The 21,136-nt window shown below is 33.9% G+C and carries 22 protein-coding genes; 13 read left to right on the forward strand and 9 right to left on the reverse strand.

The features are described from left to right. Positions 1–13: 13 nt before the first annotated feature. The gene (locus tag ACHMWN_RS05030) at positions 14–880 is read right to left on the reverse strand and encodes a phosphodiester glycosidase family protein (protein ID WP_397298230.1); all 867 of its coding nucleotides are present in this window, start codon (positions 878–880) and stop codon (positions 14–16) included. A 20-nt stretch (positions 881–900) separates the two neighbouring features. Further along, a complete protein-coding gene (locus ACHMWN_RS05035) occupies positions 901–2,154 on the reverse strand; it encodes an aspartyl protease family protein (RefSeq protein ID WP_397298232.1) in 1,254 nt (417 codons plus the stop codon). 53 nt (positions 2,155–2,207) lie between these two features. Between ACHMWN_RS05035 and ACHMWN_RS05040 the strand changes: the two genes are divergently transcribed. From ACHMWN_RS05040 to ACHMWN_RS05060, 5 genes are read left to right on the forward strand one after another with little or no spacing between them, the layout of a single operon-like run. Then, on the forward strand, positions 2,208–3,539 hold the full coding sequence (locus ACHMWN_RS05040; protein WP_397298234.1) for a D-alanyl-D-alanine carboxypeptidase: 1,332 nt from the start codon (positions 2,208–2,210) through the stop codon (positions 3,537–3,539). Position 3,540: 1 nt separating this feature from the next. Further along, positions 3,541–4,332, forward strand: coding sequence for an alpha/beta hydrolase (locus tag ACHMWN_RS05045; RefSeq protein ID WP_397298236.1), 792 nt, complete (start codon positions 3,541–3,543; stop codon positions 4,330–4,332). A gap of 4 nt (positions 4,333–4,336) precedes the next feature. After that, positions 4,337–5,395, forward strand: coding sequence for a glycoside hydrolase family 18 protein (locus ACHMWN_RS05050; protein WP_397298238.1), 1,059 nt, complete (start codon positions 4,337–4,339; stop codon positions 5,393–5,395). Next, positions 5,395–6,444, forward strand: coding sequence for an aminotransferase class I/II-fold pyridoxal phosphate-dependent enzyme (locus tag ACHMWN_RS05055; RefSeq protein WP_397298240.1), 1,050 nt, complete (start codon positions 5,395–5,397; stop codon positions 6,442–6,444). The genes ACHMWN_RS05050 and ACHMWN_RS05055 overlap by 1 nt, the downstream gene beginning before the upstream one ends. A gap of 9 nt (positions 6,445–6,453) precedes the next feature. Beyond that, complete coding sequence (locus tag ACHMWN_RS05060) at positions 6,454–6,978, forward strand: phosphoglycerate mutase family protein (protein WP_397298242.1); 525 nt, start codon at positions 6,454–6,456, stop codon at positions 6,976–6,978. Between the two features lie 3 nt (positions 6,979–6,981). Here the strand turns inward: ACHMWN_RS05060 and ACHMWN_RS05065 are convergent, their stop codons facing one another. The 4 genes from ACHMWN_RS05065 to ACHMWN_RS05080 all read right to left on the reverse strand — a co-directional run bounded on the left by ACHMWN_RS05065 (position 6,982) and on the right by ACHMWN_RS05080 (position 11,033). Further along, positions 6,982–7,665: a M15 family metallopeptidase gene (locus ACHMWN_RS05065; protein ID WP_397298244.1), complete on the reverse strand. Its 684-nt coding sequence runs from the start codon at positions 7,663–7,665 to the stop codon at positions 6,982–6,984. A 6-nt stretch (positions 7,666–7,671) separates the two neighbouring features. After that, positions 7,672–8,898 carry an alanine dehydrogenase gene (locus ACHMWN_RS05070; RefSeq protein WP_397298246.1) on the reverse strand — a complete coding sequence of 409 codons (1,227 nt, stop codon included), beginning with the start codon at positions 8,896–8,898 and terminating at the stop codon, positions 7,672–7,674. Between the two features lie 64 nt (positions 8,899–8,962). Beyond that, positions 8,963–9,388 carry a tRNA (adenosine(37)-N6)-threonylcarbamoyltransferase complex ATPase subunit type 1 TsaE gene (gene tsaE / locus ACHMWN_RS05075; protein ID WP_397298248.1) on the reverse strand — a complete coding sequence of 142 codons (426 nt, stop codon included), beginning with the start codon at positions 9,386–9,388 and terminating at the stop codon, positions 8,963–8,965. A 91-nt stretch (positions 9,389–9,479) separates the two neighbouring features. Further along, positions 9,480–11,033, reverse strand: coding sequence for a PglZ domain-containing protein (locus tag ACHMWN_RS05080; protein WP_397298250.1), 1,554 nt, complete (start codon positions 11,031–11,033; stop codon positions 9,480–9,482). A gap of 101 nt (positions 11,034–11,134) precedes the next feature. Between ACHMWN_RS05080 and ACHMWN_RS05085 the strand changes: the two genes are divergently transcribed. The 8 genes from ACHMWN_RS05085 (at position 11,135) to ACHMWN_RS05120 (ending at position 18,164) form a co-directional block, all read left to right on the forward strand. Beyond that, positions 11,135–12,358, forward strand: coding sequence for an HD domain-containing protein (locus ACHMWN_RS05085; protein WP_397298252.1), 1,224 nt, complete (start codon positions 11,135–11,137; stop codon positions 12,356–12,358). A gap of 114 nt (positions 12,359–12,472) precedes the next feature. Further along, positions 12,473–13,543: a UDP-3-O-(3-hydroxymyristoyl)glucosamine N-acyltransferase gene (lpxD, locus tag ACHMWN_RS05090; protein ID WP_397298253.1), complete on the forward strand. Its 1,071-nt coding sequence runs from the start codon at positions 12,473–12,475 to the stop codon at positions 13,541–13,543. A 2-nt stretch (positions 13,544–13,545) separates the two neighbouring features. Beyond that, complete coding sequence (locus ACHMWN_RS05095; RefSeq protein ID WP_397298255.1) at positions 13,546–14,955, forward strand: bifunctional UDP-3-O-[3-hydroxymyristoyl] N-acetylglucosamine deacetylase/3-hydroxyacyl-ACP dehydratase; 1,410 nt, start codon at positions 13,546–13,548, stop codon at positions 14,953–14,955. Continuing rightward, entirely contained in the window at positions 14,955–15,740 is a 786-nt protein-coding gene (lpxA, locus tag ACHMWN_RS05100) for an acyl-ACP--UDP-N-acetylglucosamine O-acyltransferase (RefSeq protein ID WP_397298256.1), read from the forward strand. Before ACHMWN_RS05095 ends, lpxA begins: the two co-directional genes overlap by 1 nt. 12 nt (positions 15,741–15,752) lie before the next feature. Continuing rightward, positions 15,753–16,367: an ATP-binding cassette domain-containing protein gene (locus ACHMWN_RS05105; RefSeq protein WP_397298258.1), complete on the forward strand. Its 615-nt coding sequence runs from the start codon at positions 15,753–15,755 to the stop codon at positions 16,365–16,367. A 411-nt stretch (positions 16,368–16,778) separates the two neighbouring features. Further along, positions 16,779–17,339: an elongation factor P gene (gene efp, locus ACHMWN_RS05110; RefSeq protein WP_397298260.1), complete on the forward strand. Its 561-nt coding sequence runs from the start codon at positions 16,779–16,781 to the stop codon at positions 17,337–17,339. 93 nt (positions 17,340–17,432) lie between these two features. Next, complete coding sequence (locus ACHMWN_RS05115) at positions 17,433–17,996, forward strand: 5-formyltetrahydrofolate cyclo-ligase (RefSeq protein ID WP_397298261.1); 564 nt, start codon at positions 17,433–17,435, stop codon at positions 17,994–17,996. 6 nt (positions 17,997–18,002) lie between these two features. Then, complete coding sequence (locus ACHMWN_RS05120) at positions 18,003–18,164, forward strand: hypothetical protein (RefSeq protein ID WP_397298263.1); 162 nt, start codon at positions 18,003–18,005, stop codon at positions 18,162–18,164. On the opposite strand, the gene ACHMWN_RS05125 is transcribed toward ACHMWN_RS05120, so the two are convergent. From ACHMWN_RS05125 to ACHMWN_RS05135, 3 genes are read right to left on the reverse strand one after another with little or no spacing between them, the layout of a single operon-like run. After that, on the reverse strand, positions 18,127–19,137 hold the full coding sequence (locus ACHMWN_RS05125; RefSeq protein WP_397298264.1) for an arginase family protein: 1,011 nt from the start codon (positions 19,135–19,137) through the stop codon (positions 18,127–18,129). The two genes, ACHMWN_RS05120 and ACHMWN_RS05125, sit on opposite strands and share 38 nt — an antisense overlap. Continuing rightward, positions 19,115–20,353, reverse strand: coding sequence for an imidazolonepropionase (gene hutI, locus ACHMWN_RS05130; protein WP_397298265.1), 1,239 nt, complete (start codon positions 20,351–20,353; stop codon positions 19,115–19,117). The genes ACHMWN_RS05125 and hutI overlap by 23 nt, the downstream gene beginning before the upstream one ends. Positions 20,354–20,366: 13 nt before the next feature. Then, a complete protein-coding gene (locus ACHMWN_RS05135; protein ID WP_397298267.1) occupies positions 20,367–21,134 on the reverse strand; it encodes an exodeoxyribonuclease III in 768 nt (255 codons plus the stop codon). Between the last annotated feature and the right edge of the window lie 2 nt (positions 21,135–21,136).

Raw genomic sequence — 21,136 nt, forward strand, 5'->3', positions numbered from 1 at the left:
AGCGGCAAATATATTATTGTTTCTTCTTTAGCAAAATAACATTTGCAACTTTTCTTGCACCTTCGTGATCCCACTTTTTATTATCGGAAGGATAATTTACAATCCCGTTTTCTGGTGCATTGTAAACCCATAAAGTTGTAGAACCGCCACCATCTAAATTAATAGCGCTTGTACAACCTAACCATCGCATTACTTTAGTTAATTCAAAAAGACTTACTCCGGCAGAATTTTCTTGTCTTCCATCTATGGTAAGTAAAATGATTTTCCCATTAGGTTTAATTCCAATTGCACTTCGTGGGTGTCTTAATCGATTAAATGCAGAAGTATCTAAAGCTTCGTCCACATGGTTAAAAGTTAATAGTGGTCCACTTAACATGACGTTTTTCTCGGTCATATTTTCTTCCCAATTCGAAGTATTATCCCATTTTTTTAAAGTGAGTTTCCCGTCTTCAATAACAATCGCAGCCATTTGATGTCTTGCTCTCGTGTTATTCTTTTCCAATCGATTAGAATTAATTACCTGTCCATCAACTTTAATAAAGTCGACCGAACCGCCATTTTTTACATCGAAAAAAGTTCCATTTATGGCTACAAGTGCATTATTTTCTTTACCAAAGGTTGGTGTTATTTTGAGTTCTTTTGGAGATGCACCAATTCCAAATTCAGGAGAGTTACCTCTGTTTTTTACTTCTACATAACTAATATTTTGATTAGAAAGGAAAAGGTTTTTTTGATCGAAATGATGTGTAATTAATTTTGTTTTTGGTGCGATGCGTTGTTTGTGCCATTTTGCAGTAACAAATGCAACCGAGTCTACATTTTGAGCAAAAGTGAAGTTGCTAAGTGCAATAAACAGGAAAAATAGGGTTCTTTTTAACATAATAAAAATAAAAAATTGACTTATACTCTACGTTTTAATCTAATTAGCTTAACAATTGTCCTGTCTTTTCTCCAAATTTCTATAAGAACAGCTTGTCCATCATTTGATTTGAAAAGATTGCTAATATCATCAAGAGAATAACTATAAATAGGTTTAAAATTAATAGAAGTTATTTCATCATCTACTAAAAGGCCACCCTTTTCTGCTGGAGAATCAGTTTCTAATCTGCTAATGAAATAACGTGTATAAGGTTTATCTGTCATATAGATTTCAATGCCAGACATGTCGTGTTCAAAGGGAATCCAATAATGATTATTCCTTTCTAAATACATATTACCGTTTTTATAATCAAAGGTTACATTAAAACGGCTTAGAATTTCGGAGCCAAGATTTCCATTCCTTTCTTTCACTCTCACCTTAGTCACTACATCACTATATTTAGGAAAATTAGTCAATACATTTTTAAGCTGAAAACGACCTATTTGAAGCGTTTTAACTCTTCCAATATGTCCGCTTATTTCACCACTTAAACCAACGCCTAAATTTCCATAAATATTTGGAGAAGGAATGGGGAAATTATTATTGTTGTAAGCTTCTAATGATAAAGCATGGCTAGCACCACAATCGACAATAACTTTAGCATTTATTAATCCTGTTTGCGACGTTTCTACTTTTATATTAATGTAGGGTTTATTGTCAAAAAACTCTAGCGGTATTTTTTCTCCTCTTAGTTTAGTTTTTCCGTTATTAACACTAAAATGAAGCTTTTTTTGAACATAGTTTATTCTTACTAAAAAGCTATTAAAAAAATTATATCCAATAAGGCCATAAATTTTTTTACCCACGTAGCCTGATAAATTAAAGAAGTCTTTCTTAAAAATTACAGTTGGTATTGTCGCAATATTTGCATCAGCAACTTTAACACTTACATTATTTGTTAAAAAAGCATCAATCTCGTCTCCTTCTCCAAAACCATTAATTTTAACAGATCTTGTTCCTTTAATAGATAAACTATCTTTTAATATGGGATCTGTAATCACGAGTGGGCCTACTCCCGTATCTAAAATAAAGTTAAATGGTCCTTTATCATTGATATATATAGGAATAATGATTAGATTTTTAATAAAATCAAAGTTTAGTGAATTCTTTTTGATGGAACCTTCAAAAGTGAAATTTTGCGCATGACAACGGTTCACAAATAAAGATTGTGATACCATCAATCCAATAATTAAAGATAATACCTGGATTTTTATTGCCTTTTGCCAATATTTCATGAAACTAAATTAATAAATTAGGGCGCACATTTTTATCATAAATGGATTTATAAATGGAAAACCATTCTCAGTACTATAAAAAACAGCTTATTTACTTGATTTTAATTATTACAGGTTGTTTTTCTGCTTGTGCACCCAATAAAATCATAGCTCATAAAGTTAAGAAAGAGTTTAAAAATTCAGCAATAATTAAACAATATCAAGTTGGATTTGCACTTTTCGATTTGGCAAAAAAAGAAATGATTTTCCAGAAAGATGCGGATAAATATTACACCCCAGCATCAAATACAAAATTGTATACATTTTATGCCGGATTAAAAATGATGCCTGATTCTATTCCATCTCTGAAATATATTGAAAAAGGAGACTCGCTTATTTTTTGGGGAACTGGTGACCCCTCATTCCTACATACCCAATTAAAGGGAACTAAGGCATTTAATCTTTTAAAATCGACCAACAAAAAACTTTTCTTTGCCCCAGGTAGATATACGGGAGATTTCTATGGCAATGGTTGGCAATGGGATGATTATAATGAATACTATCAAGCAGAAATTAATGAATTACCGCTAATGGATAATATGGTTTTGGTAAGTGCCACTGCAGCAGGGTCAATGCATATTTTACCACAAACTTTTGCTTCATGCTTTGTAAAAGATAGCCTAAACGTTAAACCATTTAGAGTTACTAGAGATTTTAATGTGAATCGATTTAACTACCCTAGCACAACTATTCCAGCAAAGTATGCGCAGCAAGTTCCATATAAAGTTAATACTTCAACAACAGTAAATCTTTTAAGTGATACATTAAATAAATACGTAGGAATTATAAATATGAAAATGCCAACAGAGGTAAAAACAATTTATAATGTAAAGAGCGATTCGGTTTTTAAAGAAATGCTTTTGCCAAGCGATAACTTTATAGCAGAGCAATTATTGTTGGTGTACGGAAATAAATTGGGTGAAGAATTAAGCACGACTAAAGTGATAAACTATGTTGAAAAAGAATACTTAAAAGATTTACCTGATAAACCAAAATGGGTTGATGGCTCTGGATTATCAAGAGGAAATTTATTTACGCCAAGGGATATGATAAAGTTGTTAGAATTGATTTATGGGGAAGTAAATAATCAAGAAAAGTTATTTAACATGTTGCCCGCTGGAGGAAAAACAGGGACACTAAAAAATGCCTACCCTAAAACAGATAACCCCTTTGTTTTCGGTAAAACCGGAAGCCTTTCGAATAACCATAATCAAAGCGGATATGTAGTAACCAAAAAAGGAAAAGTTTTCATTTTTTCTTTCATGAACAATAATTTTGTTTTGCCTACGGCAGATGTTAGAAAGGAAATGGTTAGGGTGATGACGTATATTCATGAAAACTTTTAAGATGAAAAAATTAATAATAATAATTACGATTTTAAGCTTTTGTTGTTCGGCATATGCGCAAGAACAAATCATTTACCAAAGTAAAAACCTTCCAAAAGCAGATACTACATGGGTTTTTAAACCAAAAAACTATAAGAAATTAGGCAAGCTTCCAGTTATGTTTTTGCTACACGGATACAGTGGAAACTATAAACAATGGAATGGGATTATGGATGCCCAAAAATATGCCGATGAATATGGTTTTATCATTGTTTGTCCTGATGGCTTATTTAGCAGCTGGTACTTAAATAGTCCAGTAAAAGCCGATTGGCAGTATGAAAATTTCTTCTTTGATGAGCTTTATCCAAATATAAAACAGAAGTACAAAGTAGACGATCAGAACATTTTTATTAGTGGTTTAAGCATGGGTGGGCATGGAGCACTTTATTTATTTATAAAAAAACCAGAACTTTTTAGTGGTGCAGGAAGTACAAGCGGGGGTGTGAAATTATCAGATGGATTTGGTAAGTTTGGATTAGGAGAATTATTAGGAAATCCATTGGCTGATAATGAATTATGGAAGAAATTCTCTGTTTACGACAACATTGATAAATTAAAAGGAAATACCAAACCAATTATTTTTGATTGTGGAGCTTCTGATTTTTTCTATGCTTCTAATAATCAATTAAAACAAAAATGTGATGAATTGAAACTTAATGCGACGTATATTTCTCAGCCTGGAGCGCATAATAAACCGTATTGGGCAAAATCTATTAAGCAACAATTCGAATTCTTTAAAAACCAATTGAAATAGGATTATGAAACTAAAATTATTACTATTCTCACTAGTTGTTGCTTTGAGCATTGTTTCGTGTAGCAAAAAAAGCGATCCTGTACCAAATCCAACTCCTCCAACACCAAACCCACCTAGTATTCCCACTCCGCCAACCAGAACAGCATGGGTACCGGGTACGTTTAAAATTGTGGCGTATATGCCGAGTTATAAAGATCCTGCTACGGTAGATGATAGTAAATATAAAATGATTACACATTTATTATATGCTTTTATCAACCCAAACGTTAGCGGAGATGGGTCGTTGAACACCGTTTTACAACCAACTAGATTTACTACCGTTATCACAAAAGCCAAAAATTACGGTGTTAAAACGGGCATTTCCGTTTCGGGCGATAAAAATATATTTGCTACGATTGCCGCATCGGCTTCGGCAAGAACAAAATTTACAACTCAAGTGGTAGCCTTTGTTAAAAATAATAACCTTGATGGTGCTGATATTGATTGGGAATACCCAACTGCAGCAGATGCTTCCGCAGATAATTTTGTGCTATTAATGCAAGAATTAAGTATCGCATTACATGCTGAAGGTAAGTTTTTGAGCGCTGCGGTTACTCCAGGGGTGTACGCCGGAAATATTAAAAATGGGATGAAACCCGAAGCCTTTCAATACATAGATTTCCTTAACCTAATGCAATATGATGGGCCAAATTATGATACAACGGAACCATTAAACCATGCTTCTATGAAATTAACATTAAAAAGTTTAGATGTTTATTTGGTAGAAAAAGGCTTGCCGAAAGAAAAAGCCATTTTAGGAATACCTCTTTATGGCGAAAATGCAGGTGGAGGAGCAATTGCCTATCGTGATATTGAAGCCAGTGGAGCTAATGTATATTTAAATATTGCAAAAGTTAATGGTCTCAATTACGGTTATAATGGAATTGAATTAATTTGGCAAAAAGCACAATTGGCCAAAGAAAGATGTAATGGAATTATGTTTTGGGAGTTTTCTTTCGATTCTAATTCTTCAAAATCTTTAATAAAAGCGGCAAACGACCAGTTGGGTAGAACATATAATTAATGCAAGAAAAAAGCAGTTTTAATCAACTTAATGTTCCATTAACATCAAAAATTATTATCGATGGTAAAAACTATCTTTATTTTGGCGGTACGGCATATTTAGGTATTCCACAAAACGATAATTTTATAAAACTCTACCTAAAGGGGATTGAATATTTTGGACTGAATAATGGCACAAGCCGAAATAATAATGTTCAATTGGGTATTTATGATGATGCAGAAAAACATGCTGCAAAAAGATTTGGCTCAGAATCTGCATTAATCGTATCAAGTGGGTATTTAGCGGCGCAACTTACTGTAAAGGAATTATCAACCTTTGGTGAAGTAAGGTATTCTCCTGCAACACACCCTGCATTGTGGTTAAAGGAAGACCCAAAAACAAAAGGTTCGTTTAACAATTGGTCAAAAAATATCGTCGAAGAAATTAACTCAAGTGAAAAGAAAAATTGGGTGCTGATTAGTAATTCGATGAATAATCTTTTTCCAGAAATTTATGATTTCTCTTTTGTTAATCAAATCAAAAAAGAGAAACGGGTTGTTTTAATAGTTGACGATTCACACGGGATCGGCGTAAATAATAGGGGTTTGAGCGCTTTATCTACAATTCCAAAATGTGAAAATGTCGATGTTTTATTAATCGCTTCAATGGCAAAAGCATTAGGTGTAGATGCAGGATTAGCTTTAGGATCTGAAAAAATCATCAAGAAATTAAAACAGAGCAACGAGTTTTTAGGAGCTTCACCTCCATCTGCTGCAGGCCTTTTTGCTTTTATGCATGCCGATGAAGTTTACAGAAATGAATGGTCAAAACTTCAGGAAAACATATTGCTATTAGGTAATGCTTTAATAAATAATGTAGATTGGCATTTTATAACAGGTTTTCCTGTGTTTTTCTATAAAAATGTAGACCTTAGCCCCAAGCTATTAAAACGTAATATATTGGTCTCATCATTTCCATATCCTGATAAAGATGGGCCAATAGTAAATAGAATAGTTTTAAGCAGTTGGCATAGCAAAGCTGATATTCAAGAATTAATAAGAAACTTATAGACAGATACCATGAGAAATTTTATCCTTATCCTTTTAATGATTTTGCTTGGACAGCAGAATTTAAGCGCACAAAAAACTGTAAAAGTTTGGGTGGTTAGACATGCAGAAAAATTAACAGACGATCCAAAGGATAGAGATCCAGACTTATCTCCAGAAGGAAAAGAAAGAGCGGAAGCATTGATGAAAGAACTTAAAGGAGAAAAAATTGATTCTATTTTTGCGACAAATTATAAAAGAACTAAGTTGACAGGATTCCCATTGGCAGACAAGATTGGAATTTCCGTTAAAACATATAACCCAGAAGATCAAAAAGCACTTGCTAAACAATTAATAGTTAACGCTAAAGGAAAGAATATTTTAATTGTTGGTCATTCTAATACAGTACTTGAAATAGTTGAAGCATTTGGTGCTACAAAACCTATAAAAGAATTAACTGACAACGATTACGATTATCTTTTTGAAGTAACAGTTAAAGGAAACAAGGCTGATGTTAAAGTTAGTCGCTATGGAAAAGAACACCATAGTAAAGAATAAAGATTACAGCTTTTCAAATGGGATATCCATTAAATCGTAATTTTGCCAACCATTAAAATCAAAGTGCCACCATTCATTATAAATCACTTTAAATCCATTTGCCTGCATAGTGTTAATTAAAAAGTCTCTGTTTTTAATTATTGCTGGCGGAAGATTTTGGAAGTGCGGTGCTGCCTCTGCAGCAAAACTATCATAAGGAGTTGGCATTGGCACATCTTTGCCGGTTTTTAGATCAATAATAGTTAAATCTACGGCACAACCACGATTATGTTTAGAGCCTTTTGCTGGGTTCGCCACAAAATTTTTATCGCTAGCTTTTTGATAAAAAGAAACGGTAATCGCATAAGGGCGATAAGCATCAAAAATCTTCAATCCATAGCCTTTTTTATTCAAAATAGATTGGATTTTCTTCAAATGTTCTACAACAGGTTTTCTAGCGAAAGCCCGAGCTTGTTTATACATAACCTGATGCATAAAATTATTTTTAGTAGCATAGCGAATATCTAAAACAACCGATGGAATAGCCTTTTTAATTTCAACAAGTTCATTATTTGGGTTTGTTTTATTATCTGCATTATAAGTTTTTAAATCATTTATAACTTTTAACCCATACGGATTTTGAGCGTTTTTTTGTGCACAAGAATTAAGACAAAGCACAAGTAAAAAAAGAAGTAAAAAGTTTTTCATCGGTATTTATTGATTGGAAACAACTAGTAATTCTAAATCCTTAAAAGGGAGATTATACATGTTGGCCAAATCTTTATTGGTTAAATGACCTTGATAACAATACAACGCTTCGCGAATTCCCGGTCTATTCCAAACCATATTCATTAAACCACCCATATCTCCTATATCAACTAATATTGGAGCAAAGATATTAGTTAGCGCATAAGAAGCTGTTCTCGGCACTCTAGATGCGATATTTGGCACACAATAATGGATAACATCATGTTTAATGAAAACAGGGTCTTTATGATTAGTTACTTCTGATGTTTCGAAACAACCACCTTGATCTATACTTACATCTACCACAACTGAGTGAGGCTTCATCTTGGCAACGGTTTCTTCCATTACTAAACAAGGACTGCGCCCGTGTTCAGAACGAATGGCGCCAATCACAACATCACACGTAGTAATAGCTTTTGCAAGCACAATGGGCTGCATTACTGAGGTAAAGACTCTACTTCCTAAATTATTCTGTAATCGACGTAATCTAAATATTGAGCTATCAAATACTTTTACTTCTGCACCTAGAGAAAGTGCAGTACGAGCAGCGTATTCGCCAACAGTTCCAGCGCCTAAAATAACAATTTCAGTAGGTGGCACGCCCGTAAACCCTCCTAACATTAACCCTTTACCGCCAAAAGCACTACTTAGATATTCTGCTGCAATAAAAATAGATGCGGCACCAACAATTTCGCCCATGGCACGTACTACACTTAATACATTTCCTTCATCACGTAAATTCTCAAAGCATAAAGCGTTAATTTTTTTATGAAGGATAGCTTTTAGATTCGCATCTTTAAGCGTACCAATTTGCAAAGCAGAAATAAGTGTTTGGCCTTTATGCATCAACCCAATTTCTTCTAAAGTTGGCGGAGCAATTTTCACAATAATATCTGCCGCATATACATCTTTTTTACTGAAAGATATTTGTGCGCCTTGTTCACTATAATCTTTATCGGTAAAATTTGCACCAACTCCTGCTCCTGATTCTATAACAACTCTATGGCCGTTGTTAACTAGTAAAGCAACAGATAGTGGAGTAAGCGCAATCCGACATTCTTGAAAAGAAATTTCTTTTGGAATGCCGATATATAAACTATTGCTTTTTTTATTGGTCTCCAGCATCGACTCTTGAGTTTGCATTAAACCTCTTTGAGCAATGGCGGCCATGCCTTCGCGAAATCCTGTAGCCATGATTTATCTGGTTGTTTTAGGTGTTTGAAGATACAGAAAATCTATGAATACCTAAAGTTAAATCTTAATTAGAAATCCTATTGAAATTAAAGGTTCGTTGGGTTTCTCCGGTTATCTGGATCTCAACTTTTATAAATTTTTCTGGTAATAATCCTTCAATTTTTTGAGGCCATTCAACTAAGCAAAAAGAATCACTATAAAAGTATTCTTCATAGCCAATGTCATAAGCTTCTTGTAGGTTTTTTATTCGATAAAAATCAAAATGATACACTAGGCCTTTAGCACTTTCGTATTCATTTACAATTGAAAATGTCGGACTACTTACCACATCTTCTACGCCTAAAACATCACAAAATGCTTTGATGAAAGTTGTTTTCCCCGCTGCCATTTCTCCCTCGAAAACAAAGAATTTATCGTCATTTGCAAAAGCTAAAAGTTGTTTGGCAACAGCACTTAATTCAGTTATGCTATTAATAGGTATAGATTTCATTTTTGAAAACTTTGTCAATCTTTTAAAGATTGACAAAGTTAATATATTTTGAACCACCGAAGAGATCTTAGATGTCTCATACGGGAAAAAACTATTTAGAACTATAAGTCACAACTGGAATAATCATTTCTTCTAATGAAATTCCACCATGCTGAAAAGTTTCATTATAATAATTCACAAATTGATTATAATTATTTTGGTACACAAAATATTGATCTTCTTTCGCAAAGATGTAGTTAGAGCTAATGTTTATTTTAGGTAATTGCGCTTCGTGTGGATTTTTAATTAAAAACACTTCCTTCGCGTTGTAATTTAAATTTCGGCCTTGCTTATAGCGCAAATTAGTATTTGTGTTTCTATCGCCAATTACTTTGCTTGGGTGTTTTACTCTAATTGTGCCATGATCTGTTGTAATGATCAGTTTTACTCTTTTTTGAGAGATTTTCTTTAACAAATCCAATAAAGGCGAATGTTCAAACCACGATAAAGTTAATGAACGATAAGCAGCATCGTCATTTGCCAATTCGCGAATCATTTGCATATCGGTACGAGCATGAGAAAGCATATCTACAAAGTTGTAAACAATTGCATTAAACTCATTTTCCATTAAATTGTTTACCTTTTCTGTTAATTCTTTCCCCTGATCAAAAGTTAAAATTTTATGGTAACTAAACTTGCAATCTTTGCGTAAACTGCGTTTAATCTGATCGCCTAGAAAAGTTTCTTCGTGTAAGTTTTTTCCACCTTCATCATCGTCATTTTGCCACAAGGAAGGAAAACGTTTTTCCATTTCTAAAGGCATCAAACCTGAAAAAATAGCATTACGAGCATACTGAGTTGCCGTTGGTAAAATACTTGAATATGTATCTTCCTCATCTAACCGAAAATATTCAGTAATTAACGGATTGATAATTTTCCACTGATCATAGCGTAAATTATCAATAAGAATAAAAAACACTGGGGTGTTGGAATTAATTAAAGGAAAAGCTTTCTTTTTTAATAATTCATTTGACAATAATGGGGCCTCCCCCTTTCCATTAACCCATCCCAAATAATGATCTTCAATAAATTTAGAAAATTGAGTATTTGCTTCAGATTTTTGCATGGTTAAGATTTCATGCATTTGCGGGTCGTCTAATTTTTCGAGCTCGAGTTCCCAAAAAACCAATTTTTTATACACCTCAACCCATTCTTCATAACTTAATTTATCATTTAAAGTCATGCCTAAACGCCTAAAATCTTGTTGGTAAGCAGAAGAAGTTTTCTCGCTTACCAACCGTTTATTATCTATAATTTTCTTTATAGTTAATAATACTTGTTTTGGGTTGACGGGTTTAATAAGGTAGTCATCTATTTTAGAACCGATGGCATCTTCCATCAGATTTTCTTCTTCACTTTTCGTAATTAGTACCACTGGTACATCAGAGCGAATATTTTTTATTGCAGAAAGAGTTTCTAACCCACTTAAGCCAGGCATATTTTCATCTAAAAAAACAAGATCAAAATGCTCTTTACCAAATGCTTCTAACGCATCATTGCCATTGGTAAATGTTGTCACATGATATCCTTTTTCGTTTAACAATAAAATATGTGGTTTTAACAAGTTGATCTCATCATCGGCCCATAAAATTTTGGTTTCCTGCATTATATATACTTTTTATGTAAATTAAAGTTTTTAAAAGCGCATGTCTTTTTTACTATGGATAAAAATAGCAATTTTTGTACCGTATAATTTATTTTTGAGAGTTGAACAAAAAGAAAATAATAAACGACCCAGTTTATGGGTTCATCAGTATTCCTTCGGCCTTAGTTTACGATCTAATTTCGCATCCGTATTTTCAACGGTTAAGATATATCAAACAATTAGGAATGACACACTTGGTCTATCCAGGGGCATTACATACTCGCTTTCATCATGCGATTGGTGCAATGCATTTAATGAGTTTGGCACTCGAGGTATTAAGAAACAAGGGACATGAAATAAGTGCAGAAGAAGAAGAGGCCGCAACTATTGCAATTTTACTTCATGATATCGGACATGGCCCTTTTTCTCATGCACTGGAGCATACGCTAGTCAATGGAATTAAGCATGAGGACATTTCTATGCTCATGATGGATCGGTTAAATGAAGAGTTTGAGGGTCGACTAACACCTGCTATTACTATTTTTAAAGGGAAATATTACCGTAACTTCTTTTGTCAATTGATATCTGGCCAGCTAGATTTAGATAGAATGGATTATTTGAACCGTGATAGCTTTTTTACGGGTGTAAGTGAAGGTGTAATTAGTTTTGATAGAATCATTAAGATGTTTAACATTGTTGATGACCAATTGGTGATTGAAGAAAAAGGTATTTATTCTATCGAGAAATTTTTAATTGCTCGCAGATTAATGTATTGGCAAGTTTACCTTCATAAAACAGTGATCGCTGCAGAACAATTACTTGTTAAAATTTTAGAAAGAGCAAAAGAATTGGCATCTAGTGGAGCAAAATTATTTGCAACACCAGCTTTGCAACATTTCCTGCAGAATGATATTACTGAACATAATTTTTTTGAAGATGAAAATCATTTGCTACAATTTTCAAAATTAGACGATCAGGATATTTACGCAGCAATTAAGGTTTGGGAAAATAATGATGACCTCATTTTGTCAAAACTTTGCCAGATGTTAAATTCACGTAAACTGTATAAAGTAGAAATTACAAATTCACCTCCATCTGCTGAAAGAATAGAGCGTTTAGCAAATCAAACAGCTTTAGCACTAAACTTACAAGATGATGATGTGGCTTATTTTGTTTTTACAGATACGATAAGAAATAGAGCTTATAATGCGGGAAACAGTAATATTAATATTTTAATGAAGAATAATGAGTTGGTAGATATTGCAAAAGCATCAGATTTATCTAACTTAGAATCTTTAGATAAAACTGTTAAAAAACATATTCTTTGTTATACAAGAGACATTTAGCATTTTTTAACAAAATATTTAACTTTTTGCAACGTTTCGTGTCTTATCCTTGTAATGTAAGATTAACAGGTGTTGTTTATTTGTTCATATCAATTTAACATTTAACTTTGTAACATGCAATTTACTGCCAAGCAGATAAGCGAATTTTTAGACGGCGCCATAGAGGGAGATGCAACTGTAAAAGTTGGAGAGCTTTCTAAAATAGAAGACGGTAGTGCTGGCTCATTGTGCTTTTTGTCAAACCCTAAGTACGAAAGCTATTTGTATACAACAAAAGCCTCTGTGGTTATTGTATCAACAGACTTTGTGCCATCACAACCTGTAAATTGCACTTTAATAAAAGTAAAGGACCCATATAGCGCATTTTCTGTGCTGTTAGAAAAATACAACGAAGCACTTAATCAAGATAAAACCCAAGCAGGTATTACACAACCATGTTTTATTCATCCAACAGCAAAAATTGGAAAAAATGTTTTTATTGGTGCATTTTGCTCAATAGATGAGAATGTTGAAATAGGTGATAATTGCAGAATATATACCCAAATATACATCGGATCTGATACTAAAATCGGCAATGATTGTACAATTTACCCAGGAGTAAAAATTTATAACCGAACTAAACTAGGAAATAGAGTAACAATTCATTCTAATGCAGTAATTGGCAGTGATGGATTTGGTTTTGCGCCACAAGCAGACGGAACCTATAATAAGATTGCACAGATTGGCAACGTTATTATTGAAGACGATGTTGAAATAGGTGCAAATACAACTATTGATAGAGCGACAATGGGATCTACTTTTATCCGTAAAGGAGCAAAATTGGATAACCTAATTCAGATTGCACATAATGTGGATGTTGGCGCTCACGCTGTAGTGGCTGCACAAAGCGGAATTTCTGGAAGTACTAAATTAGGTGAGAATTCAGTAATAGGTGGACAAGTAGGAATCGCAGGACATTTGAATTTAGGAAAAGGAACACAAATAGGTGCTCAAGCAGGAATAAACTTCAATACAGAAGAAAATAGACAATGGCATGGTAGTCCAGCACAACCTTTAAAAGAATGGATGCGTTCTACAGTAATATTTAAGAAGTTGCCGGAAGTTGATAAACGCATTAGAGATTTAGAGGCTAAAATAGCAGAGCTAACAGCTATTATAGAGAATATAAGTACAATACAAAAATAAGAATGAACGTTAAGCAAAAGACCATTAAAGGCGAAATTTCGGTTAAAGGTGTAGGTTTGCACACAGGTGCAAATGTTACGTTAACTTTTTGTCCAGCACCTGATAACCATGGTTTTAAATTTCAAAGAGTTGATCTTCCTGGACAACCAATCGTTGACGCAGATTGCGATAATGTAACAGATACAGCTAGAGGAACCACCATTACACAAAATGGCGCAAGCATTAGCACGGTAGAGCATGTAATGGCATCATTAGTGGGAATGGATTTAGACAATGTTTTGTTAAAACTTGACGGTCCTGAAACGCCAATTATGGATGGCAGCTCAATTTTATTTATAGAAGCTTTGGAGGAAGTTGGAGTAGTTTCTCAAGATACAGATAGAGAGTATTTCACTATTCCTCATAACATTACCTATACAGAGGTAGATAGAAAAGTAGAAATCGTGGCCATGCCATTAGACGATTATCGGTTTACATGCATGATAGATTACAATTCACCAGTTTTAGGAAGTCAACATGCAGGTATTTCTAGCATTGCTGAATTTAAAAAAGAAATTGCGTCATGTAGAACATTTTGTTTTTTACATGAATTAGAATATCAATTGCAAAATAACCTAATTAAAGGTGGCGATTTAAATAATGCAATCGTAATTGTCGATAAAGAAGTAACAAAACCTGAATTAGAACATTTAGCCAAAATATTTAATAGATCTGCCATAGAAGTTGCCCCACAAGGGATTTTAAATAATATGGAATTGCGTTACCAAAATGAACCAGCTCGTCATAAATTACTAGATATGATTGGTGATTTGGCTTTGGTAGGAGTTCATTTAAAAGGCCACATTATGGCGGCAAGGCCTGGACATGCAGCTAACGTTGCGTTTGCGAAAAAGATTAAAGCCGCTATTAAAAAAGAAAAGGGCAAAAAAATACAAAAAGTGTACGACGCTAATGCAAAACCATTATATGATGTAATGCACATTATGGATATTTTACCACACAGGCAACCATTCTTGTTTGTTGATAAAGTACTAGAACTTAGCAAAACACACGTGGTTGGCGTTAAAAACGTAACCATGAACGAAGATTTCTTCAGAGGACATTTTCCTGGCGCACCAGTAATGCCTGGTGTAATACAAATAGAAGCAATGGCGCAAGTAGGCGGGATTTTAGTGTTAAGTACCGTTCCCGATCCTCGTAACTATTTAACCTATTTCTTAAAAATAGATAATGTACGTTTTAGAGCACAAGTTTTACCGGGCGATACCATTATTTTTAGATGTGATTTAATGGAGCCAATCCGTAGAGGAATTGCTCAAATGAAAGGCATTGGTATGGTAGGAGAAAAAGTAGTGGTAGAAGCCGAAATGATGGCTCAAATTTCAAGAGTAAAAGATAGCGAAACAGCATAATGATACAACCTTTAGCATATATACACCCACAAGCAAAAATTGCAGATAATGTTGTAGTTGAGCCATTTGCTGTAATCCACAAAGACGTAGAAATTGGCGAAGGAACTTGGATAGGTTCTAATGTTGTGATAATGGACGGAGCCAGAATTGGGAAAAATTGTAGGATTTTTCCAGGATCTGTAATTTCTGGTATTCCACAAGATTTAAAATTTGCAGGAGAAACAACTACTGCCGAAATCGGAGATAATACCACCATTCGCGAATGCGTAACCATTAACCGTGGCACAAAAGATAAATGGAAAACAGTTATTGGTAAAAATTGCCTAATTCAAGCGTATTCTCACGTTGCACACGACTGTGAAGTGGGCGATTTCTGTATATTTTCTAATAGTACAACATTAGCGGGTCATATTACTATAGGTGATTATGTAGTTTTAGCAGGCTTGGTGGCAATCCATCAATTTGTTAAGGTAGGTTCACATGCATTTGTAACAGGCGGATCATTAGTGCGTAAAGACGTTCCTCCATATGTTAAAGCAGCAAGAGAGCCACTTTCTTACGTTGGTATCAACTCTGTTGGATTAAGAAGAAGAGGATTTTCTCCAGAAAAAATTAACGAAATACAAGAGATTTATCGTGTACTTTTTGTTAAAAATAATAACGTTACAAAAGCGTTGGACATCATTGAAGCAGAATTTCAACCTACTGAAATACGAGATGAGATTGTAGATTTTATACGCAATTCTAACCGTGGTGTAATGAGAGGTTTTGGTACAGGAAGCTAGTTCATCCTCCAAATGGAAATCAGCCTAAATAATATTGGTCGCAGGTTTAATAAAGAGTGGATATTTAAAAATATTAACTACAACTTTAAACAAGGACAAAAATATGCAATACTGGGTCCAAACGGCTCAGGCAAATCAACTCTGTTAAGCGTGTTATTAGGGAGCTTAACTCCGTCTGAAGGGGAAATTTCATATACTAACCCTACTGAAATTAGAGTTGAACAAGTTTATCAATACATCAGCTTTGCTGCACCTTATTTAGATTTAGTAGAAGAATTTACCTTACAAGAGACCATCGATTTTCATTTTCAATTTAAAGCTTACGCTGATGGATTAAACGCTTCGGGCGTGCTAAGTCTTCTTGGTTTAGAAAAATCTCAAGACAAAGCTTTAAAACACTTCTCTTCGGGAATGAAACAGCGCACTAAGTTAGCTTTAGCTTGCTGTACAAATACACCAATTCTATTATTAGATGAGCCAACTTCAAATTTAGATGAACAAGGAATAGATTGGTATTTAGCATTAATAAAAAAGTTTGCAGGTAATAAAATGGTGATCATTGGTTCTAACCAGACGCATGAATACAATTTTTGCGAACATCAATTGAGCATTTCTGACTATAAATAGGCAGGAGCAGCTTGTCAACTTAGCAGAAAATAAAACAAATTTTTTGATGCTTTGAGTTCAAAAACTAGTCTATTTCTCTTTAAATCCATGGTGTAAAAATATTTTTTATTTGCTATTGCAAAATTTAAATATTGTATATACCTTTGCGCCACGAAATAAGGCGTAATATTTAGCTAAATTTCCAATAAAATTAATAAAAACAATTGCTAGCAATTATCAATCAAGAGGGATTTAGCAGTTGAAAAATATAAAGGAATAAAATAAGAATTTTCATAGTTTAGTTTTAGGTTTAGGTTGATTGTAGCTTCGGAGTGGTTCCCGAAGCTATCTTTTTTTTACAGCTTTTTGAAAAATAGTTTTTACCTTGCGCCTTCAAAAAACAACCAAATTAGTAGTGATTTTTAAAATATCATGGCAAAAGCATCAGAAATAAAAGTAGGAAACATCCTTCGTTTCAACGGAGAGTTGGTTACCGTTGAAGAATGGAATCACCGCACACCAGGTAAAGGTGGAGCATTTTATACAGGAAAATTTCGTAACATCAAGACTTCTAGACTTGTAGAGGCTCGTATGAATACAGATGAGGTAGTAGAAATTTGTCGTGTTGAAACTAACGATTATCAATATTTGTACGAAGATGGAGATTATTTAGTAGTAATGGATAATACATCTTACGAGCAATTTAATGTGCCTAAATCTTTATTCGGGGCATCAATTAAGTTTTTAAAAGAAGGAATGAGCATTTTGGTAGCTTTAGAAAGTGAAGAGCCAATTCAAGCAAGTATTCCTAATTTTGTAGAAATGGAAGTGGTATATTCAGAACCAGCTGTTAAAGGTGATACATCTACAAATGCATTAAAGGCTGCAACAGTTGAAAACGACGTTGAAATTAAAGTTCCAATGTTTGTAAATCAAGGCGATAGAGTGAAAATTGATACGCGTACAGGCGAATATGTAGAAAGAGTAAAATAAGATTTTCTCTTCTCCGATGAAATAATGTGGCCGCAGATTCGCTGATTAAATCAATCAGTAAATCTGCGGCTTCTTTTTGTAAATTTGTATATCATGCTTAAATCAGCCTTAAGAAAACAAGTCTTACAGCAAAGAAAAAACCTAAGCGAGGAAGAAATAACCTCGTTGAATAAGAAGTTATTAGCGCAGTTTAAAAAGCTTGATTTATCGAATATTAAAACCTTACATATCTTTCTATCAATCATCCACCAAAAAGAACCTGATACTTTTTTACTTATTGAATGGTTGCAAAAAAATCATCCCGAAATTCAAATTATAGTTCCAAAAGCAGATTTTAATTCGAGTTTAATGAGTCATTATCACTATAGTGATAAGAATGATTTAAGAAACAATCACTATCACATCCCAGAACCTCAACAAGCAAAACCGTTTAATGGCATACCAGATATGGTAATTGTTCCGTTATTAGCTTTTGATGAAAGGGGTTACAGAGTAGGTTATGGAAAGGGATTTTACGATCGATTTTTACAAAATATATCCACTCAAAAAATAGGCTTATCTTTTTTTGATGCTGTAACAGAAATTAATGATGTACATTTGAATGATATACGATTGGATAAGTGCATCACACCCAACAAAATCACCGAATTTAATTAGTTAAGAATGGAAAAGGAATTTAAAATAACTTCTGCTAAACATTATGAAGAAACCATGATTAACATTTTCGAAATGCAGGAACAAGAGGAGCCTTTAACTGCTGCGCAGGTAGCAGAAATGGAGCTAATGATTAAGGCTGCTGATAAATACGAGGCAGAAGAGCTTTAATAAAATCAGTTATTAAATACGCAATTGTTTTTCCTGTAGTTAAATCTTTTCTTCCATCTGTCAATTCAATTGCGCCTTCACAGATGTGTAAATAACTGTATTTTTTCTTGTTGGATAAAAGAATTTTCCGAATATCGTTTAATGCAAAACCTGACGGGCTAACTGCGCTAGATAATACGTTTTCAATACTATCTAGATCAATTTCTAATCCGCAAGGAGATGGTAAATCTGCGGTAAACTCTGACCAGTTTTGATAAATTGATACATCGCTTTGTAAGATGTTTTCAAAGTAAATTGCTTTTACTGAAGAATTATTTTCAAGGTAATTCGGTAAATTCTGATTCACATAATTTTGATGTAACCCAAATATCCGATACTGATTTAAAATTCCATTTTTTAATGCGAAACTAAATCCGTTTCCGCTATGCCTCCCTTCTTCCGTATTTCTTAAATCTGCATGAGCATCTATGTTAACTACATTTATAGATTGTTTCAATCCTAACGATGTACCTCGAATAATAGGGTATGCATTGTTATGTCCACCACCAATTATAATCGGAATTTTTCCGGCAGCAACAACTTTTTCTATAATTGGATAAACTAAATCATCAATTTCAGTAGCTTTTTTTCTTAGTTCATCAACGCTTTTATGTGAGGGTTCTGCAATTTCAAAATTGCCTAAAATCAAAATTTCCTCACCAGGTAGAAAAGAATTGCTTTGCGCATTAAGTAGCGCTTTCAAAGCTACAGGCCAAACGGTTTTTGCTCCACCAATTCCGTAATTAGCTCTTACCCCAACATCTTCAGGAATGCCTAAAAGAACAAATTTAGCGGATGAGTTTTGTAACTCATTTAATGAAGAAACTGTTTGCGCTTTTTCGCCCAATTTTATTTCACCCGCTCTTTGATTTACTAAGTTTAAAACATCACTTTGCGAATAAATTTTAAAACTATCCATTGTAAATTTCTCCATTTAAAATAACAGTTTCTACTTGTAATTGCCCAAAACTGTAAGGCAAAAAGGCTAAAGAAGGCATTTCTCGAGTAATAAATAAATTCGCTTTTTTACCTAAGTCAATACTTCCCATTTCTCGACTTAATTCCATTGCGGCAGCACCATTTAGTGTAGATGCATTAATCGCTTCTTCGGGCAGCATTTTTAATTTGATACAGGCTAATGAAACTACTAAATTCATGTTTCCAGAAGGTGTAGAACCAGGATTATAATCTGTAGCTAAAGCGACTGCAGCATTAGCATTTAGCAAACCACGAGCATTTGCAAAAGGAATATTTAAATAAAAAGAACACGATGGCAAAAGTGTTGCAATAGTATTGTTATTGGCTAAAGCATTTAATACATCACTATCGGTTTCTTCTAAATGATCTACTGAAATCGCATTGTTTTTTATACCAACCTGCACTCCTCCAGAAACTGAAAGTTGGTTGGCATGAATTTTTGGTTTTAAACCATATTTTGCCGCAGCGGATAAAATTTCATCAGTTTCTGAAACAGAAAAAAAGCCTTTTTCGCAAAAAACATCAATATAATCTGCTAATTTTTCTTTAGCAACCGTAGGAAGCATTTCATTGATAATGAGATCAATATAACCTTGATGATTATTTTTGTACTTGGTTGGATAAGCATGCGCCGCCAAAAAAGTTACTTTTATTGGAATTGGAAAGGCTTGCTTTAATCTTTGGATAACCCGCAACATTTTTAGCTCGCTTTCTACTGTTAAACCATAACCACTTTTAATCTCTACAGCACCTGTGCCTTGCTTAATCATATCGTTAAGACGAATGCTAGCGCTTTCAAAAAGATCATTCTCAGAGGCATGTTGTAGTTTATGAGCGGAGTTTAAAATTCCTCCGCCAGCTGCGGCAATGTCTTCGTAAGTTTTTCCTGCTATCTTCATGACAAATTCTTCTTCACGTGGTGCGGCAAAAACGATATGTGTATGGCTATCGCACCAGCTTGGAAATACGAATTTTCCTTTTACATCAACAGATTTAAGATGTGAAATAGAAGATGGGATATCATCCATCAATCCAAAACCCTTTATTAATCCATCTGCTAGCAAAAGCCAAGCATTTTCCAATACAGGTAAATTAGCCATTTCGCTCCCACGAAGCACTAAAGTCTCTTTCGGATGTACACCTATAAGGCCTTTGATGTTGGTAATTAACATTGTTGAATTACGGCTATTCTATTTCTAATAAAACTGGGCAATGGTCTGAGTGCAATGCATCAGGCAAGATTTTTACATTTTTTAATCTGTTTTCCATTTGTCGTGTAGCCAAATGATAGTCGATACGCCAACCTAAATTTTTACCTCTTGATCCAGCTCTATAACTCCACCATGTGTAATGATGCGGATCTTTATTAAAATGTCGGAAAGTATCGATAAAACCATTGTTCATAAATAATCCCATCCATTCACGTTCTTCGGGTAAAAAACCAGATGAATTTGCATTCGATTTTGGATTATGAATATCTATCGGTTGATGGCAAATATTGTAATCGCCAGAAATAATTAAGTTTGGACATTGCTTACGTAATTCATCAATATACACATCAAAAAAGCGCATAAACTCATATTTTTTGATTTGCCTTTCATCCCCACTTGAACCAGATGGCATGTATAAACTCATTAAAGAAAAGTTATCAAAATCTGCTCGCAGGATTCTGCCTTCGGCATCAATCCAAGGTTCGCCACAACCATAAGAAACATTATTCGGTTTAATTTTAGTTAAAATAGCTACGCCGCTATATCCTTTTTTCTCTGCAGGAAACCAATAATGATGATACCCCAATTGTTCAATTAAGGCAATAATTTCTGGAATTTGTTCTTTTAGTGCTTTTACTTCTTGCAAGCAGACCATATCTGCATCGGTAGCTTGTAGCCAATTAAAAAGACCTTTTGTAGCTGCGGCACGAATGCCATTTACATTATATGAAATGATTTTCATTT

Source organism: Pedobacter sp. UC225_61, assembly GCF_044452285.1.
In the GTDB taxonomy this organism is placed as follows: domain Bacteria; phylum Bacteroidota; class Bacteroidia; order Sphingobacteriales; family Sphingobacteriaceae; genus Pedobacter.